This window comes from Colwellia sp. C1TZA3 (assembly GCF_007954265.1).
Taxonomy (GTDB): Bacteria; Pseudomonadota; Gammaproteobacteria; order Enterobacterales; family Alteromonadaceae; genus Cognaticolwellia.
Genome location: NZ_VOLS01000003.1, coordinates 81,756 through 103,941, shown reverse-complemented (window position 1 = coordinate 103,941; position 22,186 = coordinate 81,756). Strand labels below are relative to the sequence as shown.

Annotated in this window: 20 protein-coding genes; 5 read left to right on the top strand and 15 right to left on the bottom strand. The window is 37.4% G+C overall.

The window, feature by feature from the left end:
- Positions 1–287 precede the first annotated feature (287 nt).
- Both ESZ39_RS01955 and queF read right to left on the bottom strand, forming a co-directional pair.
- The gene (locus ESZ39_RS01955; protein ID WP_146878112.1) at positions 288–467 is read right to left on the bottom strand and encodes a hypothetical protein; all 180 of its coding nucleotides are present in this window, start codon (positions 465–467) and stop codon (positions 288–290) included.
- Positions 468–699: 232 nt separating this feature from the next.
- Positions 700–1,551 carry an NADPH-dependent 7-cyano-7-deazaguanine reductase QueF gene (gene queF, locus ESZ39_RS01950; RefSeq protein WP_146878111.1) on the bottom strand — a complete coding sequence of 284 codons (852 nt, stop codon included), beginning with the start codon at positions 1,549–1,551 and terminating at the stop codon, positions 700–702.
- Positions 1,552–1,622: 71 nt separating this feature from the next.
- On the opposite strand from queF, the gene syd reads away from it, so the two are divergent.
- Positions 1,623–2,207, top strand: coding sequence for a SecY-interacting protein (gene syd / locus ESZ39_RS01945; protein ID WP_146878110.1), 585 nt, complete (start codon positions 1,623–1,625; stop codon positions 2,205–2,207).
- A gap of 51 nt (positions 2,208–2,258) precedes the next feature.
- On the opposite strand, the gene ESZ39_RS01940 is transcribed toward syd, so the two are convergent.
- Entirely contained in the window at positions 2,259–2,582 is a 324-nt protein-coding gene (locus ESZ39_RS01940; protein WP_146878109.1) for a hypothetical protein, read from the bottom strand.
- A 187-nt stretch (positions 2,583–2,769) separates the two neighbouring features.
- On the opposite strand from ESZ39_RS01940, the gene ESZ39_RS01935 reads away from it, so the two are divergent.
- On the top strand, positions 2,770–3,126 hold the full coding sequence (locus ESZ39_RS01935; protein ID WP_146878108.1) for a DUF3192 domain-containing protein: 357 nt from the start codon (positions 2,770–2,772) through the stop codon (positions 3,124–3,126).
- A gap of 301 nt (positions 3,127–3,427) precedes the next feature.
- Here the strand turns inward: ESZ39_RS01935 and ESZ39_RS01930 are convergent, their stop codons facing one another.
- The 4 genes from ESZ39_RS01930 to ESZ39_RS01915 all read right to left on the bottom strand — a co-directional run bounded on the left by ESZ39_RS01930 (position 3,428) and on the right by ESZ39_RS01915 (position 7,520).
- A complete protein-coding gene (locus ESZ39_RS01930) occupies positions 3,428–4,933 on the bottom strand; it encodes a DUF3300 domain-containing protein (RefSeq protein ID WP_146878107.1) in 1,506 nt (501 codons plus the stop codon).
- 150 nt (positions 4,934–5,083) lie between these two features.
- Entirely contained in the window at positions 5,084–6,400 is a 1,317-nt protein-coding gene (locus ESZ39_RS01925) for an ATP-binding protein (protein WP_146878106.1), read from the bottom strand.
- A 124-nt stretch (positions 6,401–6,524) separates the two neighbouring features.
- The gene (locus tag ESZ39_RS01920; protein ID WP_146878105.1) at positions 6,525–7,205 is read right to left on the bottom strand and encodes a response regulator transcription factor; all 681 of its coding nucleotides are present in this window, start codon (positions 7,203–7,205) and stop codon (positions 6,525–6,527) included.
- A gap of 3 nt (positions 7,206–7,208) precedes the next feature.
- Positions 7,209–7,520, bottom strand: coding sequence for a PepSY domain-containing protein (locus ESZ39_RS01915; protein WP_146878104.1), 312 nt, complete (start codon positions 7,518–7,520; stop codon positions 7,209–7,211).
- A gap of 253 nt (positions 7,521–7,773) precedes the next feature.
- On the opposite strand from ESZ39_RS01915, the gene ESZ39_RS01910 reads away from it, so the two are divergent.
- Both ESZ39_RS01910 and ESZ39_RS01905 read left to right on the top strand, forming a co-directional pair.
- Positions 7,774–8,607 (top strand): choice-of-anchor H family protein, encoded by an 834-nt coding sequence (locus tag ESZ39_RS01910; protein ID WP_146878103.1) that lies wholly within the window; start codon positions 7,774–7,776, stop codon positions 8,605–8,607.
- 190 nt (positions 8,608–8,797) lie between these two features.
- Positions 8,798–9,448 (top strand): GNAT family N-acetyltransferase, encoded by a 651-nt coding sequence (locus tag ESZ39_RS01905; protein ID WP_146878102.1) that lies wholly within the window; start codon positions 8,798–8,800, stop codon positions 9,446–9,448.
- A gap of 1,840 nt (positions 9,449–11,288) precedes the next feature.
- Here ESZ39_RS01905 and ESZ39_RS01900 read toward each other — a convergent pair.
- The 8 genes from ESZ39_RS01900 to ESZ39_RS01860 all read right to left on the bottom strand — a co-directional run bounded on the left by ESZ39_RS01900 (position 11,289) and on the right by ESZ39_RS01860 (position 21,238).
- Positions 11,289–12,407, bottom strand: coding sequence for a hypothetical protein (locus tag ESZ39_RS01900; RefSeq protein WP_146878101.1), 1,119 nt, complete (start codon positions 12,405–12,407; stop codon positions 11,289–11,291).
- Between the two features lie 1,092 nt (positions 12,408–13,499).
- Positions 13,500–14,180 (bottom strand): DsbA family protein, encoded by a 681-nt coding sequence (locus tag ESZ39_RS01890; protein WP_223270199.1) that lies wholly within the window; start codon positions 14,178–14,180, stop codon positions 13,500–13,502.
- Positions 14,143–14,598, bottom strand: coding sequence for a disulfide bond formation protein B (locus ESZ39_RS01885; protein ID WP_146878100.1), 456 nt, complete (start codon positions 14,596–14,598; stop codon positions 14,143–14,145). The genes ESZ39_RS01890 and ESZ39_RS01885 overlap by 38 nt, the downstream gene beginning before the upstream one ends.
- A 55-nt stretch (positions 14,599–14,653) precedes the next feature.
- Entirely contained in the window at positions 14,654–17,770 is a 3,117-nt protein-coding gene (locus ESZ39_RS01880) for an efflux RND transporter permease subunit (RefSeq protein ID WP_146878099.1), read from the bottom strand.
- Positions 17,771–17,781: 11 nt separating this feature from the next.
- Positions 17,782–18,774 carry an efflux RND transporter periplasmic adaptor subunit gene (locus ESZ39_RS01875; protein WP_146878098.1) on the bottom strand — a complete coding sequence of 331 codons (993 nt, stop codon included), beginning with the start codon at positions 18,772–18,774 and terminating at the stop codon, positions 17,782–17,784.
- 9 nt (positions 18,775–18,783) lie between these two features.
- A complete protein-coding gene (locus ESZ39_RS01870) occupies positions 18,784–20,145 on the bottom strand; it encodes a TolC family protein (RefSeq protein WP_223270198.1) in 1,362 nt (453 codons plus the stop codon).
- Positions 20,146–20,214: 69 nt separating this feature from the next.
- Entirely contained in the window at positions 20,215–20,547 is a 333-nt protein-coding gene (locus ESZ39_RS01865; RefSeq protein ID WP_146878097.1) for a hypothetical protein, read from the bottom strand.
- Between the two features lie 52 nt (positions 20,548–20,599).
- The gene (locus ESZ39_RS01860) at positions 20,600–21,238 is read right to left on the bottom strand and encodes a cation transporter (RefSeq protein WP_146878096.1); all 639 of its coding nucleotides are present in this window, start codon (positions 21,236–21,238) and stop codon (positions 20,600–20,602) included.
- Positions 21,239–21,451: 213 nt separating this feature from the next.
- On the opposite strand from ESZ39_RS01860, the gene ESZ39_RS01855 reads away from it, so the two are divergent.
- On the top strand, positions 21,452–21,847 hold the full coding sequence (locus tag ESZ39_RS01855; RefSeq protein WP_146878095.1) for a MerR family transcriptional regulator: 396 nt from the start codon (positions 21,452–21,454) through the stop codon (positions 21,845–21,847).
- Positions 21,848–22,186 lie beyond the last annotated feature (339 nt).

Sequence of the window (22,186 nt, the reverse complement as noted above, 5' to 3'; positions counted from 1 at the left end):
CCGTAAATAACGCTATTTTTCCGTCTTATATAGCTTGATACCATGCCGCGTTAGCATGTTCAAATGCGGAGTGAACATTACAGTCTTTATATTAAGCTTAGGTTAATAGAAAGACTAATACTGATAAGGTCATTTTTAAAAGTCAAAGGTGGACTTGCCACTTTTTTATGTAACATATTGAGCTTGTTTATTACGGTTGATTTATCCATATTGCTCAACAAATTCTTCGCCGCTATAACAGCTAATAAAAGTATTTTTGGCCATAACGCTTGTTAGGGTAAATGGTGCTAATTTCTTTCTCTAAACCAGCAAAATAGTGAGTTTTTTAGCGCAGACTTTAAGTTGGTTAATTTATTATCCAGTAATATGTCAGTACCTTTGCAAGCGGGTAATAATTTATTGATAAAGTTGTTTAATAATGCCGCTAGTGCGCTGGTAGCGTCAATAGCGGTATTAACCAAGAACATAAATGGCTGATGGTTATTTGCGCGCTAGAGCTTTTATTTATAAAAAAGTTATCTAAAACAGACTTATTGAATGTAAAAAATAGCATTGTATACATTTTAAAAATATTACTTTTACATCAAGGCTAAAGCAATATTTTAGCCTTGTATGATAATAATAAACACAACCATATAAAAAGCCAGTATAAGTGTATATCTAATAACTGACTGCTTAAAAACTGCCCATTGTGTTGACTTATTGTCGCAGTGTTCTTAATTTAGGCGCTTTTGTCTTGGTTGTTGAGCGAAAGGGATTAATGTCTAAGCCGCCTCTGCGTGTGTATCGAGCAAAAACTGTTAGGTGTTCAATCTCGCAAAAACGCTTGAGATCACAAAAAATTCGTTCAACACATTGTTCATGAAATTCATTGTGTTGACGAAACGAAATTAAATATTTTAATAATGTTTCATGACAAATTTGTTTACCGTTGTATTCAATATAAACACTTGCCCAGTCAGGTTGATTAGTGATTAAGCAATTTGACTTTAATAAATGGCAAACTAAATATTCAGTCACAACATCCGCTTGAGCCTGGTTGATATCTTGCAGTATTTCAGGCGCCAGTTGGTAATCACTTACTTCAATGTCTAACTCATCTATGCATAGCGCAGTATCACCAGGTAAAGCTAGTGCAGGGCAGTTATTGACAGGAAAAAGTTTTACTTCTGCAGTAGCGCCGGCGGTAGCTGATAAGTCTTTTATTAATGCAGACTCTACGCTTTGCCACGAGGAAAATGTAGTTTGATTAAAACTGTTTAAATACAGCTTAAATGACTTTGACTCAACAATATTAGGACTGGTGCACGGAAAACTAAATTCAGCCACCGCAACAACGGGCTTACCCTTGTCATTTAACCATGACAGCTCATAGCCATACCAAACATCTTCACCCTTAAATGGTAGGTTGTTTGTTGTTAAACCTAAACTGTCTCTATTTAAGCTCCTAGGTACCGCTTGTAGTAATTCTGGGGTATATTGGCTGCAATAGCTTGTTACTTTTCCAAGCGTTAACTTGCTTAACGCTTTTGCGTTTGTATAAGTGCTCATTTTTGCGTAACTTCTTCTCTGATTGTAACAATGTGGAAATCTTTCTCTATTTTATAGGAATTAACTGTTAGATGAAAATATCAAATCATTCTCTTCATGAACTCGTGTGGCATTTTTCTCAAGATTACTTACAAGCATACCAAGATAGGTTTCAACATTTACCTATTACTCAAAAGGATGAAGATTGGTTATCGCCTTGTGAGCAAGGTGTGCATGAAGACGACTTTTCTTTATGGCATCCAATAAAAATCGCACAAGTGCTAACGTTCGATAATGTTGAAGCAGCCTTAGAAATCAAACTTCATGATGATATTAAACAATATTTCACCACTATTTATAGTGACAGCCTAGACGCCAGTTGCGTAGAAGGAGACTTGTCATTGTTATTTGTATGGAGCGAAAAAGACTTTGCTCGTCTACAAGAAAATATTATTGGTCATATTTTAATGAAAAAAAAATTAAAACAAAAGCTAACGATATTTTTTGCACTCACTGATGATGACGACCATATCATTTCATTAGACAATGACACGGGCTCAGTTTGGGTGGAAAAAGTGGGCCGTGAGCCACATAAAAAAATAGCGGATACGCTGGCTGAATTTATGTCGCAACTGACGCCACGGATACCGCCAAGCAGTATTGAAAATACTCAGTAAACTATAAGTAGCTTAAGCATTATAATGATTTCGGCGGTGCTGAGCATAAAGTTAGCTATTTTTTTGATGGTCTAATAATTTTTTTAGCTGTTGTTTTAATTCAGTTATTTCTTGCTGCAGTGGCGCTAAAGCATTTGCTATAAGTAAGCTTATTTCTGTGTTATTAGGTTTTGCTTCCGTCGACGCTTTGGTGGCAACGTCTTGATGTTTAGTGTGTATAAATGTTGGGTCGTGGTGCCAGTTTTTTAAAGCAGCAATAATTTGTGGCAAAGGCAGGGTTTGATTAAGCTGACTTTTAATTAGCGCAACACTGGGCACTTTACCTTCATTGGCTAGCTTGTTGGCGATGATGGAAATTTCATCAGATATAGTCATAACGCATAACTCAGATGTTAAAGAAGCAATATTTTAGCGAAAAACACTAACGCTGTCTTGTTTTGTTTTTGATTATTTTATTTATATTTAGTCTAATCAATTAGTTATAAAAGTGGTTTGGCATTTGCAACTAGCTTTAGCAAAACCGTTACTTTTACATTCATTACTTTGATAAGAGAAAAATAAAATGAAACAAACGTTATTAGCACTAATTGTTATTGCGCCGTTAACCTTAACTTTAACCGGTTGCGTTATTGCCGTTGGCGGCGAAGATGGTCACTCGATTTCTGGCGATTTTGACGATAGAGAATATGAAAATAGAAAGAAAATCGCCGCTATACAATTAAACACCGCGTTTGCTGATGTCTCTCGTGTAATGGGCGTCGCTGATTTTAACGAAACTTATTTCGATGACGGCAAAACGGTTAATGTGGTTTATTTCCGTACACATCGCTTGCACAAAGATGGCTTAACAACGAAAGATGAGTGTACCAAGTTAGTTTTTGTTAATAATAACTTAATGGCGATAGAACAAGGGCGATAACAAGTAATTCTTTAATGGGGCTTAGTATTACAGGCCGCATAATAAAAGGCTGATATCATTTGATATCGGCCTTTTTACTGTTACAAATACAATGTTTTTTAGCATTGACTAATACCAATCCCATTAAGTTATTGCTCACTTGTACTGGTTAAAATAGCTCAAGGCTGTGTTGCTCTCAATCCCAATAGCCAGCTATTGCTCAATCGAGCGCCTTACCTTGAGTTATTTTTCCTGCGCACAACAAGATCACAAACTTAATGGAACTGGTATAACTATGTTATTAACTACCCGCTGATATAAATTAGTTATGCTGCTTTGCTCTGTTTTGACGTGTTCTACTCGCACTGTTTTTTCGGCTGCGGGTTACCTTAGCATTTGAACGCTTATGCATTCTTTTTACATTTGTTGAAGCTTGGTTGTGCTGGTCATTTCTTTTCGGCGCTTTTACCGCTTTAACATAACTTCTTTTAGTATGACCTCTATTAGTTATTACTTGATTACTTTGCTTATAATTGTCTTTTTTTATATTATTTTTAACCCGATCATGGCTATTTTTATTCATATTTGCATGTAGCTTAGCCGCTGAATTAATCGACTTAGTTGTTTTAACTTTATCGTTATAAGTTTTTTTACTGCTATTACTTTGTTGCCAATGTTTATTTTTATAGGCTTTATGCTTAATTAATGAATTTTTTTCAAGTGGATGTTTGTCAATTTTTACCGCTCGATTAACCTGCAGTTTATGTTTCAGGTTTTGACTTTGACTTTGACTTTGGCCTTTACTTCTACTGTGGGTATATTTATTACCAGCATGTTCAGCACGGTGTTTATTTTTATTAACAAAATGCTTTTGTTTTACACGCAAAGCCTTATGTTGTTGAACACTAGGTGTGTGACTGCGATACTTTTTCTGTATGTTGGCTGTGCGATACGCTACGCCTTTTCTATGGCGAGGGTTATGCTGCCAGCGTTTTACCTGATAACTGGTAGACGTTTTTTTATTACTATGGTGTTTGTAATATCGAGACTTGTGATGATTAACAACCACATGGTGATTGTTCCAGTGCATGGAACCAAAGAATAGTCCAACAGTTAGGTGGACAGGGTTATGCCAATAATAGGGGCCATACTGCGAAGCATAGTGCATAGGGCGGTGCCAAAAAATGGGCGGATAATGCGACCAGCGCCAATCGCCATAAACGACTCGAGTATCGTAATAAGGCACATAAATAATATCAGGCTGTCTTGACTCTATGATTATTGTTTGGGGTTTTCGAACAACATTGACGTTGTCCATATTTGCCAAGTTTCCCGCTTGATCTGCTTGTTGACGCAACCTTTGTACGCTGGCGAGCAGCTGAGCTTCATTTTGCAAAAAAGCATCACCTAAATTTCGCATCAAATGTAGATCTTCACTTAATTTTTTAACTATGTTTGGAAAAGGTAATAGGGCTTTAACGCTGGGATCCCAATCTTTGTCTTCTGCGGCATCAGCAAGTGCTTGAGTACTTAGTAGGCTATTTTTATTTAACCATCGCTCGGCGTCAATAACCTCAATTGGATAGGTTGTGGCAATAAGAATGTGGCTAAGTAATGCGTCTGGATATAATGCGATGGGCGCTAGCATTTGTTCCAACTCAGCATCAGTGAAATTACTGGCTTGCTCTGTTAAGTTGGCTTCAATGTTTGGCTCATAAAGAGTTACATGGGTGTTGTTGGCGGCAAAACCAACAGTTGAAAACACCAAGGCGCTTGATAAAGATAGTATTAAATAAATCAGTGATTTTTTAAATTTAATTGTTTTCATGTTAGCACTCTTTAATGCAGATGATTGAAAAGTCGCCAATGTAAATAGCTTAGTGTAGCAGCTAAGGTGACTTTTTAAGTTATGCTGGCAATATTAACCGCTGTAAACTGAATGTTAGCTGAATAGTGCGCTTATCGGGCTAGTTAAATTTTATAGCGGGAAATTAAGCGTAAACTTTGCCCCTTTTAGTCGCACTGACGATTCAATGAGCATGCTACCTTGGTAACTATTGACTAAATCTCGCACTATGGCTAAGCCAATACCATGACCCTGTTGATAAGTATCTACCCGAGTACCACGTTGTAATATCTCTTCTTTTAAATCGGGCGCGATGCCAGCACCATCATCTTCAATAACGATCATCATGTTTTTACTACTATGACTGATCTCAAGCTGAATTTCTTGCTTAGCAGCTTTGCAGGCGTTATCTAATAAGTTACCTAGTATTTCTAATAGGTCGGCTTCATCACCTTTGAAGTTGCATTCATCGGTAATATGGACCACAAATAATAGTGATTTATCGCGATATATTTTTTCTAGACTGTTCAGTAGCTTTTTCGCTATTGGTGCTACCGCTGTACCTAAGTACCAGGAGGATTGCCCTGCGCTTTGTGCCTTGCGCAACTGATGCTCAATAATGGCGTTAATAATACTGAGCTGTTCTTGAGTCAGTAGTGATAGCGCGGCTTGAGTCTGTATAACAGCAAGGGGTGTTTTTAAACTATGAGCCAAATCTGACAGTGCATTTCGATAACGTTGGCGCTGTTTTTGTTCAGCATTTAATAATAAATTCAATTGCTCAGTTACTTGATTTAGCTCGGTTGGATAAACGCCGGTAAGACGATCACTTTTACCTTGTTCGACATCACTAAGCTCTGTTTGTAAGGTTTTCAAAGGCTTTAATGTCCATAACGACCAAAGATATTGAATCAGTAATAGTATTAGCATTAAACCGGCTAATCCGAGCATTAACTGGCGATGAAACTCAGCCATCATTTGAGTTAAGTCTTTTTGTTGCTTAATAATATGTAAGGTCATGGGAAAGGGTTGTTGTTCACTGCCATAACTGACACTTAAGCTATAGACAAAGTGTGGCTGTGTTGCTATCTCTGCTTGATAAAATGCACTATCTCCTAAGTGGGGTTGTTGAAATCTTTCTGTCTGCCATGGCGACAATAATGACTGTGAGCTCCAAAGCTTGTTTGATAAGGTTGGCCGTTTATTTACGCTATTGTTTTGCATTGTTGGGAAGCTACTACTGAGCACAGCATATAAGCCTGACTGGCTAACATTAAATTGTGTTTCCAGGAGCTGTTCTGGCATAACTAAGGTGCTATTTTCAATTTCGATAATAGCTAAAATAGAGTAAGAGTAGGCAGAAAGTTCGTTTTTCAAACTAGCAAGCATATGTTTTTCATAGGCATTGCTGATAATTAACCCAACGATGGGTAATAAGATAAAAATCATCAACAAGGCACTAAGCAGCACTCTAGTTTTTAATGATCTTAGTGACTTTTTCAGCGAATTTAACAACTAAATTTACCTTTTTTAAAGTAAAGCAGCAAGACTATGGTTAAGTTTTTTTGATTAATCAGCGCTTAGTTAAGTCTTTTAATAAGTAGCCTTGGCCACGTAAAGTTTCAATAAATTGGTATTGATTTTCAGGGTCAAGTTTCTTTCGTAATCGGCGGATAAAGACTTCTATAACGTTTGAGTCCAAGTCAAAGTCTTGATCATAAATATGTTCAGTGAGCTGTGTTTTTGATTTTACTTCACCTAAGTGATACATCAAGTAGGCAAATAATTTGTATTCATAACTACTAAGCGAAATAACTTGTTGATTAACGCTTACTTGCATACTTGCGGTATTTATCGCAAAGGGGCCATTTTCTATTAACGGACTCGCTTGTCCAGCACTGCGTCGAATTAAGGCATTTAATCGTGCTAATAACTCTTCAATATGAAAAGGTTTAGTTAAATAATCATCCGCGCCAGCGTCTAGTCCGGAGACTTTATCTTGCCAACTACCACGCGCTGTGAGTATTAATATAGGAAAGGTAAAGCCTTGTTCACGTAAAGATTTAACAACGCTTACGCCGTTAAGTTTTGGTAGGCCTAAATCAATAATAGCCGCATCGTATGGAAATTCTTGGCCTTGAAATAAGCCATGCTCGCCATCGCTTGCTACATCAACACTGTATTTTGCTGTGATTAAATGATCTTTCACATGTTGCTGCAGATTTTTGTCGTCTTCGATGAGCAAGATTCGCATTAATTAGTTTCCTGATACACGGCCTGAATAGGCGTCAACGTTAACTGAAATTACATGACCGTTGTCTTTAAGTAATTTTACCCGGTAGCTTGGATTTTTTTTAGAACCACTGTTGTTAATTTTTAATATTTTACCACCAAATTTATTTTGGACAATACGGGCCGCTTCTTGAGCACTAAGTGATTTAGCATGATTAGATTGACCATATTTAGCCTTTACAATCATTAAGCTATTAGGCGTAGCCTCAATTGCAGCAAACACTGGCGCTACTATTAGTGACGTTATTACGCTTAACGTAAACAATTGTTTTTTCATTGTGGCACCTTATTAAAACGACCTTATTAAAACGAGAATATCAAACAGTGTAAAATAATGCTTGATAGAATCCAAGTAAGCGTTATTTTAAAATAACTAAACTGGATGCTTTCTGAATATAAGCTAACTGTTTATTAGGCGACAATCCTGGTGCTTAATGACGGTAATATTTAAAAGTCAAACAAACGGTGTTCAGCTAGGGTTCAGAATAACTCAGGTTAAATGACAGCCATACTTTATCGAGGCTATCATTATGTTTAATAAAATTCTTTATAAATGGCTTAACAAACGGTTTAATCAAAAATATACAGTCAATTTAACAACGACCTTGTTGTTAGTAAGTCAACTATCTTTTGCACAAACGCTAACACAAGTTGAGCAGGTAAATAGCTCTGTTGGCGGACTAAAAAATAATTTAGTCGAGCGTGAAAAGAGTAGCCTTAAATTGAAAGAGCAAATCAAGGTTTCCCAGAGAACCTTAGCATTTAAAGGCATGAGTCGAGCTGAGGTAAGCTATGCCCGTCAGCAAAAAATAACAGCATTTTTACCCACTTCGTTACTGGATCAAGATGTTGAATATGATGCTGGTTCGTATCATAGTTTTTTAATTTACAGTGGTGACAGTGAACTTATTTTGGATATTGATGAAGACGGCTATTATCAGAACTTTGGCGTAACGTTCGATGCTGATATATTATCGCCAGTAGCTAATGAACAAGCGGTCGTTTATGCTGATTTATACCTGAGCCAAAATGGTGGTCCTTGGGTTTTGTACTTTTCTAGTGATGACTTTGTTATTACGGGTGAAGACACTGAAGATGAATTTGAAGTGGTTACCCAGCTAGATTCAGGTTATGTAGCAGATTATTATGATGTGTTAATCGACTTATATGAAGTGGGCTTTAGTGAGATAGTGGCAACTTACAGTGCAAACGATACCAATGCGCTTTATGCACTACCATTAGAAAGTAGCGACTATGATGCTGAATATATAGCGGTTGAATACCACAATGAACACGGAGGAAGCAGTAGTTGGTTGTTGTTCGGTGCATTATTGGTCTTAGGTTATCGTCATTGTTTAGTTTAATTAGAATAATATTAAAAAAGTATTTAAACTGACAAGGTTATGTTATTTCGTAGTAATAAAGCGATTATTAGCGAAAATAGCGCGGTTTGTCGCTTGTGTCTAGTAATAAAGTTTGACCTTATTTCTAATATCCTGATATGGTTGAGGAATAAAAAACAATGAAAATCGTACTATTTATGAGGGACTCTAGATGTCACCAGAAGTCATTGAAAAAACCAATGTCGAGATAAAAGCTGCATACCTTTCGGCTGAAGATTTAAAATTAGCCGCATCATTATTATACCAAGCGTATCATGACGATCCGGTGTTTCTTGAAATATTTGCTGCTGATAAAAGCGATTATGAACAACGCTTACGGGCAGCGATACGTGAAGAATTGAATGTTTTTTGGCAAGCAAAGCAGCCAATGATCGGTTTGTATTTAGGTGAAACAATGGTGGGTGTTGCCTGCTTAAATAACCCGGAAGAAGGCGTGTCATCTGAGAGGTTTTGGCATTGGCGTTTAAAAATGCTGCTTGGCGCAGGTTATTTCAGTACCAAACAAATGATTGAAAAAGAAAAAATTGTTTTAGCGACAGTGCCATTGAAAAAATTTCACATGTTGTCTTTTATTGCGATACACCCATTACATCAACATCATGGCTTTGGTCATTATTTAATGGCGGCGGTAAATACTATTTTAGCAGAGCATAAAGATAGTGAAGGTGTTGCCGTTTATGCTACTAGTAAGAAATATAAAGCATTTTTTAAAAATGTAAACTATCAGTTCATCAAAGAAGTGGCTGTGGGTAATGTCTCTGGTTCTTTGATGGTTTACTATCGAGAAGCAGCAGAAAGTTAATGATGAGTAATTTAACTACCCTATTATATAAGTAAATTGGCACGACCAAAAAGCTTTACTTTAGCTAGATAAATAAATTATTCGCTGCAAGAATTATAGTTTTATAAAGCATTGATTATGAGAGACTGGCATTTAGCTTTAGCTATTGGCTGTGATGTTATACCAATTTTATTAATTAAGTGATCACCTTTTTCATGAGGAAAAATGGATAAATACAAGGCATAAAATTTAGTCAGTAGTTATTCACCTTATAAATTTTATAACGCTGTAGTTATTCACCTTATAAATTTTATAACGCTGTAGTTATTCATTTTAACCATTAAAAATGAGCAGGTAATTAATCAACTTGGTATTATAGCGACGTAAGCACTTAAATAACTGAAAGGTTTTCTCATACAATGTCTAGTAGGGTTTTTGTTATAGACTCGCTTCACTTCTAACTGAGTGTCTTACGAGTAAGCCGATAAAGTGCATCTTTTGTGCTATCCATTCCAACATTACTCTGAGATAGAGACTCTCACAGAGATGTTTTCGCATAAATTTGGGTTATTAATACAACGCACGGGCAGTTGTCGAGAATAACCATTATTGACCCTCGTAGCCGACTTCGCTCTACTTTAATTACTCATTGTACCGTCTTAATTGATACCCAGTAGCTACCCCTTTCTTAGCTTACTCAAGTTGGCAGCTTAAAGTGGCAGTGGGGCAATACTAGACAACACTAATAGCTTTTTTTTTGACCGCCTGAATATGCCAATACTGTGTAAGACATGTCTCACATTACTGTGAGATATAATACTTTTGGTATGCATGTGAATGGAGAGTTATTTTTTAAGTGGTTGTTTTAGTTGTTTTATTTTTATTTATATTCATCTGTAATTTATTATTTGATGTTTTTTTAAAATTACCTACTTTGAAAAGTTAGCATTTAGTCTACTATTATACCTGTCAGGAAGACAAAGGGATTGCAAATAACGGTAAAGGTATACTAATAGGATGCTTAGATTAGCAAAGAGATAGGATGTCTCGCAAGGATAGAATGAATATTTGTCATGGAATAATCATCAGGAAGATGAGTATAGACAATTGATGTAACTAGGATAGTTATTATTAAGGACAATATGGACAGCAAAAGGTTTGCTAGGAAAGGCTAAGGATAGCTCTTTACGGATGAAGAGGGAACATTATATATTTATGCAGGATGCATATAAGCTAGTTATAGAAATGCGGTTCATTGAACCGCTTTTTTTTGTCTAAATTTTACTTAAAGTATTAGTGCCCATCTAATTTTAAGCCAACCGATTAAAAATCCTCCTGTTAAAGTCACCTATATCTACTGTTTACCTTATTTTTAATCGACATCATTAGCGATTGCTCAACAAGCTGTTTTCACTATTACCAGCCAAATATGGATTGTGGTTAATCAGATCTAGTGTCGCGATCATCACTTGAAAAACTAAGTAGATTAGCATCAAGGAAAAAGTAGATAATTGATATTGTGTATCAATGCAGTGAAATTATTATCTTAAATAAATATGCCTTAATCGCAGCTAAAGAAATTAATAAACCTATCTAAATCTTTTATAATACCAATTTCATTAATTAAGTGATCACCTTTTTCATGAGGAAAAATGGATAAATACAAGGCATAAATTTTAGTAAGTAGTTATTCTACTTATAAATTTTATAACGCTGTAGTTATTCACTTTAACCATTAAAAATGAGCAGGTAATTAATCAACTTGGTATAATTACCTGTTTAATTAAAGAGTCATTTAAACATCTTTTAAATGACTCATACATCGATCCAAGGTCGTTTTACCATTTTTCGTCAGATCAAATTAATATTCAATTAAATTGTTATAAAAAAGTGACTTTCCTAACTTGGCTTGACTGCCTTTTAATGAAAAGCTGTAGCCACAGAGTGAAAAATTGTTTTTAAAAGCGATATTTTTGATTAACACTTTGGTGTCTAACGGTGAGAAATAGGCATAATACTTGTTATCTATTGTGCTAACACTATAAGTTCTAATGACATCTTCTTTAGTAAACGCGATGTTATTACAACTTGTATCGCCTTTAGCTGTGCCTAGAGCCCAAACACTAGGATTATCTTTAGCGTTAGCTTGCCACTGAATAACAATAGCGTTATTAGCTGCGAGCATAACGGAGAAGTTGTCTGGCAGTGTTATTTGATGTTGAAATTTTCCTGTTATCTTGGCAATTTTACTTGTTTGTTTTACAGGGTTTTCAGCCGGCGTTGGCTTTGTAAATAGCACTGATATGATGAATGCTAGCACTAATAAAAAACTAATAAACGCTATAATAAGTCGGCTATTTTTTTTGCTAAAAAGCGCTAAGCGAATTGATTCAGCAAGTTCGATCTTATGTTGCGTACTATCACTGGAGGGACTTGCATGGGTTGTTGAAAAGGTATTTTCATTGTTGTCTGCAGGTGGTATGTAGTCACTTTTATGAATTGAAGGTTGATTGATATTGACACTATTCATGGTAGGTTCAATACGTTGGTTGTTGCGTGAATGAGTTTTTATTACTGGTTGAAAGTCAGATAAATTAACTGGGCCACTATAGCCAAGTATATAGTGCCTTTGACTTTTGCTTGGATAAGTTAAAAGTACTACCATCATCAGTATAGGTATTAACAGCAACCAATAGCTGCTGTTGTGGCCAGTAAAAACAATAAAAAAACCTGTCACTAAAAAACTACCAGCAGGCGCTAGAAGCCAACTGTTATGCAAATGCGCATCACTGAGTCGACGCTGAGTGGCCGCTAAATATATTGATGAACATAATGACAGTATAACAATGGCGCTTAATTTATAATCACTCAAGCTTTCATTTAGCATGATAAAAGCAAGAAAGCATGTCAGACTAATAAAGATAAAACGTTGTCGGTTATCAAAACCGTGCCAGCAAAATAGCGACTTAATAAGTTGCAAAAAACCTCCAAAAATAAGTCAGCTATATGGCAGTATACGCTGACTTGAAAATTACTAAAATAAAACTCAATGAGAGTAGTCAAGGGTAACTAATTTTATCTGTGAAGTCAGTTTATCTGAGATATTTGTTTATGCATTTATCGTTATTTATTAAGCTAACAAAAATAAAATTTTATCTAGCTATTTTAGAATATCAATTAAAATAGACTTGATGCGGTCAATCAGGCGTAGAGTTAGGGAAGCGAGCGAGTAAGTAGATAGCAAAATAGCGCTGTCTTTATAGGTTTAATCGACTTGTTGGTAAGAGAGTGGATAATTACATCAGTTATGCCACCCAATTGCATTAGAACTGCCGGTTATTATCACCTAACACGGTCACTTAATAACATTTACTGCTGCCACTGAATAACATTAGGTTTACCACCAATAATAATGATCACTTTGTGCGCGAAGCGGAAGCTGGTAATTCGTTATTCCTATAGTCCGCTTCAAGCTCAAAGCGGCCTGTCGAGTTTCATCTCAGAACGCTAACTTTTGGCACTTAAGATAAATAGCAAAGTACAAATTTCCACTTTGCTACCGATCACTTTGATACGATAGCTGACCGTAATAAAATTATATTTTAATACTTAATCTGTTGTTGGTGGCATAAATAATTAGATGTAACCAGGGTCAGCTTTATGATCATAAAGCTGACATAAATTTCGTACTCCTATGACGCTAAGGGGCACATAACGCCATAGGTTTTATGGTCACTTTGGTAGAAGTGACGGTTAGCTCTAACTCGTTAAGGGGCACATAACGCCATAGCTTGTTTTTATTGATATCTCTTAACGTGTGTCCAAATTAGCTATGTCACAACCGGTTATCAAATATGATAACGAGAACGTTATGTTTATCATATTTGATAACCATAACGTTGCGTAGATACTCGTGGAGAATATCGTTCAACACTGCCAAATACTTAGATGAATTCTATTATCGGTTCAATCGTCGATTTATTAAAAAGCAGATAACTAACAGATTGTTAAAATGAGCGAATCATTCATCCGCCTGTAAAATCGACTTAAGCCCAGTTCATAGGTATGAATTTTAATAAGCTAGTGCTATAGCTCTCTCAACGGATTGAACTAATTGTTTATAGCCAAAGTTAGCTAATGGCTTACCATTTATAAAAAACTGTGGCGTTGCCCGTACCTCTAATGATTTGGCATCTGTAATATCTCGGGAAACAATATTTTTAATTTGCTTACTTTCCATATCAATTTTCAACTGCTGCTGATTCAAAGGTAAAGGTGATAGTAACTGTAGTGCTTGACTTGATTTTGCCACATGGTTATATGTCCAGAAACTCTGCTTGGCAAACAAAATTTCTAATGCAGGCCAAAACTTTCCTTGTAAGTGAGCCGCTTCGAGTAACTTTACTACTTGCTCTGAGCCTTGATGAAATGGTGTATAACGCATCTCCACTTTTACTTTACCCTGGTATTTTTTGATTATATTATTTACTAGAGGATAGAATTTAGCACAGGTTTCACAAGCTGGATCAAAAAACTCTACAATAGTCACCTTCGCATCAGCTGCACCTTTCGTTGGTGCTCCAATACGGGTTAAAGCACTTAGGTTATTATTTACTAGTTCATTTCCTTTACTCACCTGTTGTGTTTGGAATAACGAAATTGCAGCAAAGAAAATTAGTGAAAGTACAACAGTAGTACTAAGGAATAGGATTTTTTTATTCAAGGCAGCCTCGTTTAGTTTTAGTGTTTGCATAAAAAAGTAACTTGCCAATAAGAGCAAATGTAAATAAAGACATCATTGGCATGTTAAGCCAACCAAAAAGATTTAAGTGGGTCTGTGAGCAGGGAATGTCGGCGACACAAGGTTGTGCGCTTTCGGGAATATACCCAGCGACAAGTAGCACATGGAACAATGCAATAAGACCGCCAAAAAAGGTCAATACTCCAGCGTAACGAATTATTTTTGCATCAAAAGGAAATAACGCTAGCGGTAGCATAAGTACCAAAGGATACATTGCAATGCGTTGATACCAGCATAAAACACATACCGGTAATTGGACTATCTCACTAAAAAATAAGCTAGTAAGAGTAGCTGTTGTAGCAATGACCCAACAGCTAAAGACTAATAGCCAGGAAGAGGGAATGCTAACTGTAGAATTTATATTTTTCATATAACCTCAATAAATAAGCAGTAACCTGTATTCAATCGGTTACTGCTTTTTTTAGTTAAGTCTTCTTAAAATCGGATTGGTGGGTAATACGATAGAGTATTGGTAAGACTAATAAAGTGAGCAGGGTCGAAGAAATTATCCCGCCAATAACGACTGTGGCAAGCGGTCGTTGCACTTCTGCACCTGTACCCATATTAAGTGCCATAGGTACAAAACCCAGTCCAGCCACTAAAGCGGTCATCAACACGGGTCTTAGCCTGATCATAGCACCATCAATAATGCCAGAAAGAAGTTCGCCGCGCTCTTGGCATAAATCACGAATAAAAGCGAGCATCACTAAGCCATTGAGTACTGCAACACCCGATAGTGCAATAAAACCGACCCCTGCGGAAATTGATAACGGCATACCGCGAAGCCACAAAGCGATTACACCACCAGTAAGCGCTAGTGGGATACCTGAGAATATAATTAAGGCGTCCTTTAAGTTACCAAACGCCATGACCAGTAGCCCTAAAATTAGTGCTAAAGTTAAAGGTACAACGATGGTAAGTCGCTTACTCGCCGATTCTAGTTGTTCAAAAGCACCGCCATATTCAAGCCAATAACCTGCTGGAATAGCCACTTTTTGCTGAATTTTCTGTTTAACATTCTTAACAAACGAACCTAAATCGGTGCCACGTACATTGGCAGTTACCACTACACGTCGTTTACCATTTTCTCGGCTGATTTGATTAGGCGCTGGCGCTAATTTAAGCTCGGCAACCTCAGACAAAGGCACATATTGACCATTAGGCAAAGCAATCGGCAGCTCACTAAGTTTGTTAACATTGCGTCTAACGTTTTCAGGTAGTCTGATGACGATGTTAAAACGACGATCGCCTTCATAAATAACCCCTGCATTTTTACCGCCAATTGCGGTTGCTAGGGTATCTTGAAGTTGTGAAACATTAAGACCATAACGCGCGAGTTCAAGGCGTTTAGGTATTATTGACAACATAGGTAAGCCGGTCACTTGCTCAACTTGAATATCGCTAGCGCCATCAATTTTTTCAATCACTTCTCGAATAGCATTGGCAGATGTTAGTAACTGATCTAAATCATCACCAATCACTTTAATGCCTAAATCAGCTCTAACACCAGAAATTAGCTCGTTGAAGCGCATTTCAATCGGTTGGGTTAATTCAAAATTGTTACCCGGTTGACCTGATACAGCTTCTACAATTTGTGCCGCTAATTCGCCATGACTCAGGGTTGGCTCTGGCCATTCACTGCGGGGTATTAGCATTACATAAGTGTCGGCAATATTTGGTGGCATCGGGTCGTTAGCCACTTCTGGCGTGCCAATTCGAGAGAATACATTTTTAACTTGTGGGAATTGCTGTATTTTTAATTCCAACGCTTTTTGCATTTCAATAGATTGGCTTAAACTAGTGCCTGGAATGCGGATCGCTTGCAGTAGTAAATCTTCCTCATTTAGTTGAGGAATAAATTCTGAGCCAAGGGTTGTAGCTAACCAAATTGAAAAAGCGACTAACGCTGCGCAGGCCAGTAAAATTATCCAACGTAGCTTCATCGCGATAATTAATAGTGGCTTATAAACAGCTTTAGCGGCGCTGATCACTGGACTTTCTTTTTCACTGATTTTGCCATTCATAAATAAGGCAACCGCGGCTGGCACTAGCGTTAATGATAAAATAAGTGCGGCAATTAATGCCATTACCACGGTAGCCGCCATTGGGTGGAACATTTTGCCTTCAACCCCTGTTAAGCTAAATAACGGAATATAAACAATGGTAATAATAAATACGCCAAACAGGCTTGGTCTGATCACTTCATTGGTCGCTGAATAAACCACTTCTAAACGATCTTTTCGCGTGAGAATACCCCCATGAGCTTTTTGGGCATCGCTTAATCGCCTAATAGAGTTCTCAACAATAATCACTGCGCCATCAACAATTAAACCAAAATCGAGGGCACCAAGGCTCATTAAGTTGGCTGAAACACCCGTTTTCACCATACCGGTAATTGTCGCTAACATCGCTAGAGGAATAACGGCGGCGGTAATTAAAGCAGCACGCACATTACCTAATAAGAGGAATAGCACCACAATAACTAACAAGGCACCTTCAACTAAGTTTTTTTGTACTGTGTACATGGCTTTATCAACCAAGGTGGTACGGTCATATACCGACTCAACAATAACGCCTTCAGGTAATGATAACTTTATTTGCTCAAGCTTTTTAGCCACAGCCAAGGCAACCACGCGAGAGTTTTCGCCAACTAGCATCATAGCGCTACCTAGCACGATTTCTTTACCCTCGCTTGTTGCCGCGCCAGTACGAAGTGATTTACCGATAGCCACTTCAGCAATATCAGCAATTTTAATTGGCGTGCTGTTAACCATTTTAACAATTACTTGCTCTATATCGCTAATTGTCGCGAGTTGTCCTGGCGATCTAACGGTAAGTTGCTGACCATTTTGCTCAATATAGCCTGCGCCTCTGTTGCTGTTGTTAGTACTTAAGGCAGTATTTATCTCATTAAATGAGATGTTAAATTCCAACATTTTTTGCGGTAAAGGCGTTATATGGTATTGCTTGTCGTAACCACCAATGGTGTTAATTTCGGTAACACCGGGCACAAGCGCCAATTGTGGTTTAATGATCCAATCTTGAATTTCTCGCAAGCTTGTCGCATCAAGGGGTAAGCCGTCAGCCGTTAGTGCACCAGGTGACGCCTTAACGCTGTACATAAATATTTCACCAAGGCCGGTAGTAATGGGTCCCATTTGTGGCTCTAAGCCCGCAGGAACTTTACTTTTAATGGCACTTAATTTGGCATTAATAAGGTTACGAGCGAAATATAAGTCGGTACCTTCATTAAAAACTACGGTGACTTGTGACAAGCCATAACGCGAAATAGAACGCGTGTAAGCCAAGTTAGGAATACCCGTTAACGCGGTTTCAATAGGAAAAGTAATGCGCTGTTCGGTTTCCAGTGGGGAATAGCCCTGTGCGCGGGTATTTATTTGTACTTGTACATTGGTGATGTCTGGCACCGCATCAATGGGCAGCTTTTGATAACTCCAATAGCCTAGGCCCATGAGTGCTAAAATCATAGTCATCATCAGCCAGCGCCTGGCTATAGAGAAGCGTAAAATTGATTCAATCATTGTATTTCTCCTTAGTGTGCGTGCGAAGCGCCAGCTTTTCCTAAATCTGCTTTTAGCAGATAACTATTGATAAGCGCATATTCATCGCCAACTTCTAGACCTGAAAGTACTTGACTAAATTGGCCATCACTTTGACCAAGTTCTAGCTCACGCGTTTCATAGCCGCCTTTATTAGTAACAAAGATGACATTCTTCCCCTCAATTTCTTGAAAGGCTCGATTATCGATAAGTAAACTGACGTCAATTTGGCTAGTTAGTATGCTACCAGTGAGTAGTTGTCCTGGTGTCCATAACCCATCGCGGTTATCTAGTGGTACTCTTGCTGTTATAAAGGACTGATCTTTATTGGCCATTAAATGGGTAATATTTGATTGTGTTTTGTCAAAAGAAGATGAAATAGTAACTTGTTGACCTGTTTTAATTGTTTGTCGTTGACTGGGGAATATTTTATATTCAACCCACAATTGGTCATAGTTTTCTAATGTTAACAGTGTTTGTTGATTTGCTAATTCACCAGGGTTCGCGAGGCGTTGCGTTATTACGCCAGATATTGGTGCGGTAATATTATAACGCTTTAAGCTATTACTTGATTCTACTTGTACAATGCTATCTCCAGCCTTAACAAAGTCGCCGACATTAACGGTGAGCTTAGTGATCAAACCTGGAAAACGAGCACTCACTTGACTAATTGAATTTGGATTTATGATGGTTCGCCCATACACTGTTGTCATTTGATTTATTTGACCTGAAGTCGCCGTGGCATTGATTATACCTGCCTGCATCGCGTTAGTAGCTGTGATTTCAACATGCCCCTCTTCTCCACCATGCTCATCACCATGTTCATCACCATGAGATTTTTCCTCAACATGATTATCGATGTGCTGCTCGGTTTTATCGTGATTGTCGCCAGCGATTACATTATTACTAGTCACCGCACTACCTAGAGCCGTCGCCATTAATAAAAATAATGTTGTATATTTAGTTTTCATGAAAATTGTTGTCATGTGAAATCCTTAAAATTTGTAATTTACTGGTGAGGCCAAGCCATATTGAGAGGCAGGTAAAGGCTCAGCTATCAGTTGCTCTATTTCTGTGCCGTATCGTAAAGCCATAGCCGCAGATTCAATCATGGCGCGACGAGCAAAGAGTAACTCTTGCCTGGCAGTCAAGTAATCTAAATAGCTATAACGACCACGTTGGTAGGCGGTTTTAGTCTCAATTAATGCTTCTTTTAATGTAGGGACAATACTGTCTTTTAGATTTTGAGCAGTAAAAATAGCTTGTTTCCTATTGGAATAAGCGCGATATAATTGATTATGTAAAGCCAGCATTGTAACTTCTCTTTTTACTGTGACTTCGTCACGCTTAGCTTGTGCTGATATAATCGCACCAGTATTTCGCTTCGAAGAAAATAGCGGCATGCTAAAACCTGCGGTAAGTGCAGTATCATTAACCTCTTGGATTTGTTTAATGCCAACTGACCACTTGATGTCAGCACTGGATTCAGTACGAGCCAAACGAAGTTGAGCATCTCGTAAACGTTCTTCAGCAGCATAAATTAATATTTCAGGGTTTTGCTCTACCTTGGCATATAACTTTTTAAATTCAATATCCGCGGAAAACTGAAACAAATTACCATCGACTTGAGTAAATGATGGCGTTGTGTCTTTCCACATCATGGCTAATGCAACTTTTGCATAGTCAAACTGTTGTTGTTCAGATGAAGCGATTAACCTTGAATTACCTAAGGCGGCAAGTGCTCGTTTAACTTCAGCTGTGGGAGCAACACCCGCATTTGACCTTTTTTCAACTTCTAATAAGGTGTTTTCAGCCAGTAATGTTGCTTCTTGAGCTAATGACACTCGCTCTTGTGCTGCAAGAACATCTATATATCGACGAGTCACTTCACTGAGTAAGTTCAACGCTTCAATTTTACGCATCGCAACAAGTTGTGAACTGCGACTTTTAACGACACCAACGCGAGCCTCTCTTTTACCGCCCATTTCTAGTAATGAAGAAAGTGAGAGAGTGAATTCGGTACGATTAAATACGCCAATATCACCCGTGCCAGCAAAGTTCTCCATTTCAAAGCCAACTTCATAGGCAGGCCTTAAGTCCTGGCTTTTTAACTGACCTTCAAGAGCGCCTTGTCGAAATTTAAATACTTTGAGGGAGGGGTTATCTTTTAGCGTTCGTTTAATCGCAGAAGATAATGTTAATGTCTTTTCTTTAACCATACTCTGCTTTTCCATACTTTGTGCTAAAGGGCTAATTACCCATATTCCGAGCGTAAATATTTGAAAGCAGGTCATCCAGTTTAAAGATAACCAAGTCTTATTTGTGCCTTTAGCAGGCACATTAGTACAATAATGCATCTGTACATCCTATTTTTTATATATATTGAGAGTGTTTTGTAAACCACCACGGAGTTAATGAAGGTAAAATTAAGCTTTTGGGGGGCGCTTGAATGAATAATAAAGCGTATCGAATTTTGTTGATTCGATACGCTTGGAGAATATCTCTGGTGTTATAATGTTTGTCTTTACCGATAGCGTGGTAAACATACTACTTGAACAACAAGGACAACATTTATCATTACAATCCAAGCATTCATCTTGATTGATTTCTTGCTCAAAAGGAGATTCACTTGTAGAAAGGAATTCGGCAGCTACAGATTTTAATTGCATCTGTTGCTTAATAAGTGGTTCGTTATTTATATTTAAGTCGCAACTGTCAGCCATAGCAAAAGTAGATTGCAGAGTTATCAATGCAATCATTATGTAGCATCCCATTTTGAGATGTATCCATGCTTTACTCGGTCGAAATATGTTAGGCAATTGAATCATTACTTTCCGCTATTTTTTGTGATTCACTTTCTTTTAGCGACTCTTTTGCTTCTCGAATTATAGCAATACTAGAGTGGATGACGATGATAGCAATGACACTGCCAATAGCCCAATCTGGCCATGCTGTGTTTAATCGGCCAACTAAAAATGCTGAAATCAATATACCTATATTGGCTAGCATATCATTGCGAGAACATATCCAACTGGCTTTAAGGTTCACATCACCCTGTCTAAATTGATATAAGATACCGAAACAAATCATATTGATAATCAAGGCCATGAAGCCAATTGAAAACATCAAGTCAGATTGAGGCTCACTACCAAGCCATATTCGTCTCGCGACATCCAGTAAAACCAATAGACCAAGAGATAATTGTAGGTATCCGTTTGCTAGGGCTGCACGGCCTTTATGAAGTAAGCTTTTTCCAACAGCATACAAGCTGAGTGAGTAAACCGCAGCATCGGCAAGCATATCAAGAGAGTCTGCAAGTAAACCACTGGAATTGGCTAACCAACCCGCAATGAATTCGACGACAAACATACTAAAGTTAAGGATAAGTACAATCCATAGTAGTCTTCTTTCTTTAGCATTTTTTGCTTCTGCGCCGCAACAACTTGACATAGTAATCTCGTTTATCCTTGTATCTGTGTTTAATTGAGCCATCATAAACCTTGCCGTAGGGGGAAGGTCAAGTGTTTAGAAAATAAATTAGCTACCCACAAGTATTTTAGTTATAAAGACGCATTAATTTGACATAAGAAGCTCATTTTATTCTTGAATTAACTGTGTAGTTGAGCCATCATAAACCTTACCGTGGGAGTAAGGTCAAGTGTTATGAAAATAAATCAACTAGCTAAATTAACAAATGTACTTAGTAAAACCATTCGATATTATGAAGAAGTTGGTTTACTTCCCAAAGCATCTCGTAATAGCAATGGGTATCGCAAGTACAGCCCAGCCGATGTTGAACGTTTGATTTTTATTAGGCGATGTCGAGAATTACAGATTCCTCTTGAGCAGATAAAGATATTGATTCAAGTACAAGTGGACAGGACATCATCATGCAGAGAAGTAGACTTACTTATTGAAGAGCAACTGGAAAAAGTTCGTAAAACTATAAGTGAGTTATCATTGCTTGAATCAACTTTACATGCGTTAGCAAAGTCTTGTTCAAATGATATTGTTGGTGAATGTGAAATATTGAAAAAATTGCATCATCATGATCATTAATGCTCTAGCAAATTTTATGGAAAATTATTGATTTCATAATAGTTAAAATGTGAGGAGAGAAAATGTCCCAATTTACTTTAATACTGAATTTGCTCTGAAGGCATAATAAATTTGATGAAATGAAGGTCAATTCTATGATCATATAGCGGACATACATTTCCTACTTCTATGGCACTATGGGGGCGAAAGCGCCTTAGAGTATATATGCTAATGTCAACTATCCTTGCAGAAAGCTGACATTAGATTGAGCTAGCTCTAGCAAGAAAAAATTAGCCATTTAAGTTCAGCATCAGTGTCTTGTTTTAGCGATCAGTTGACCTAAAAAAAAAACAAGAGCTA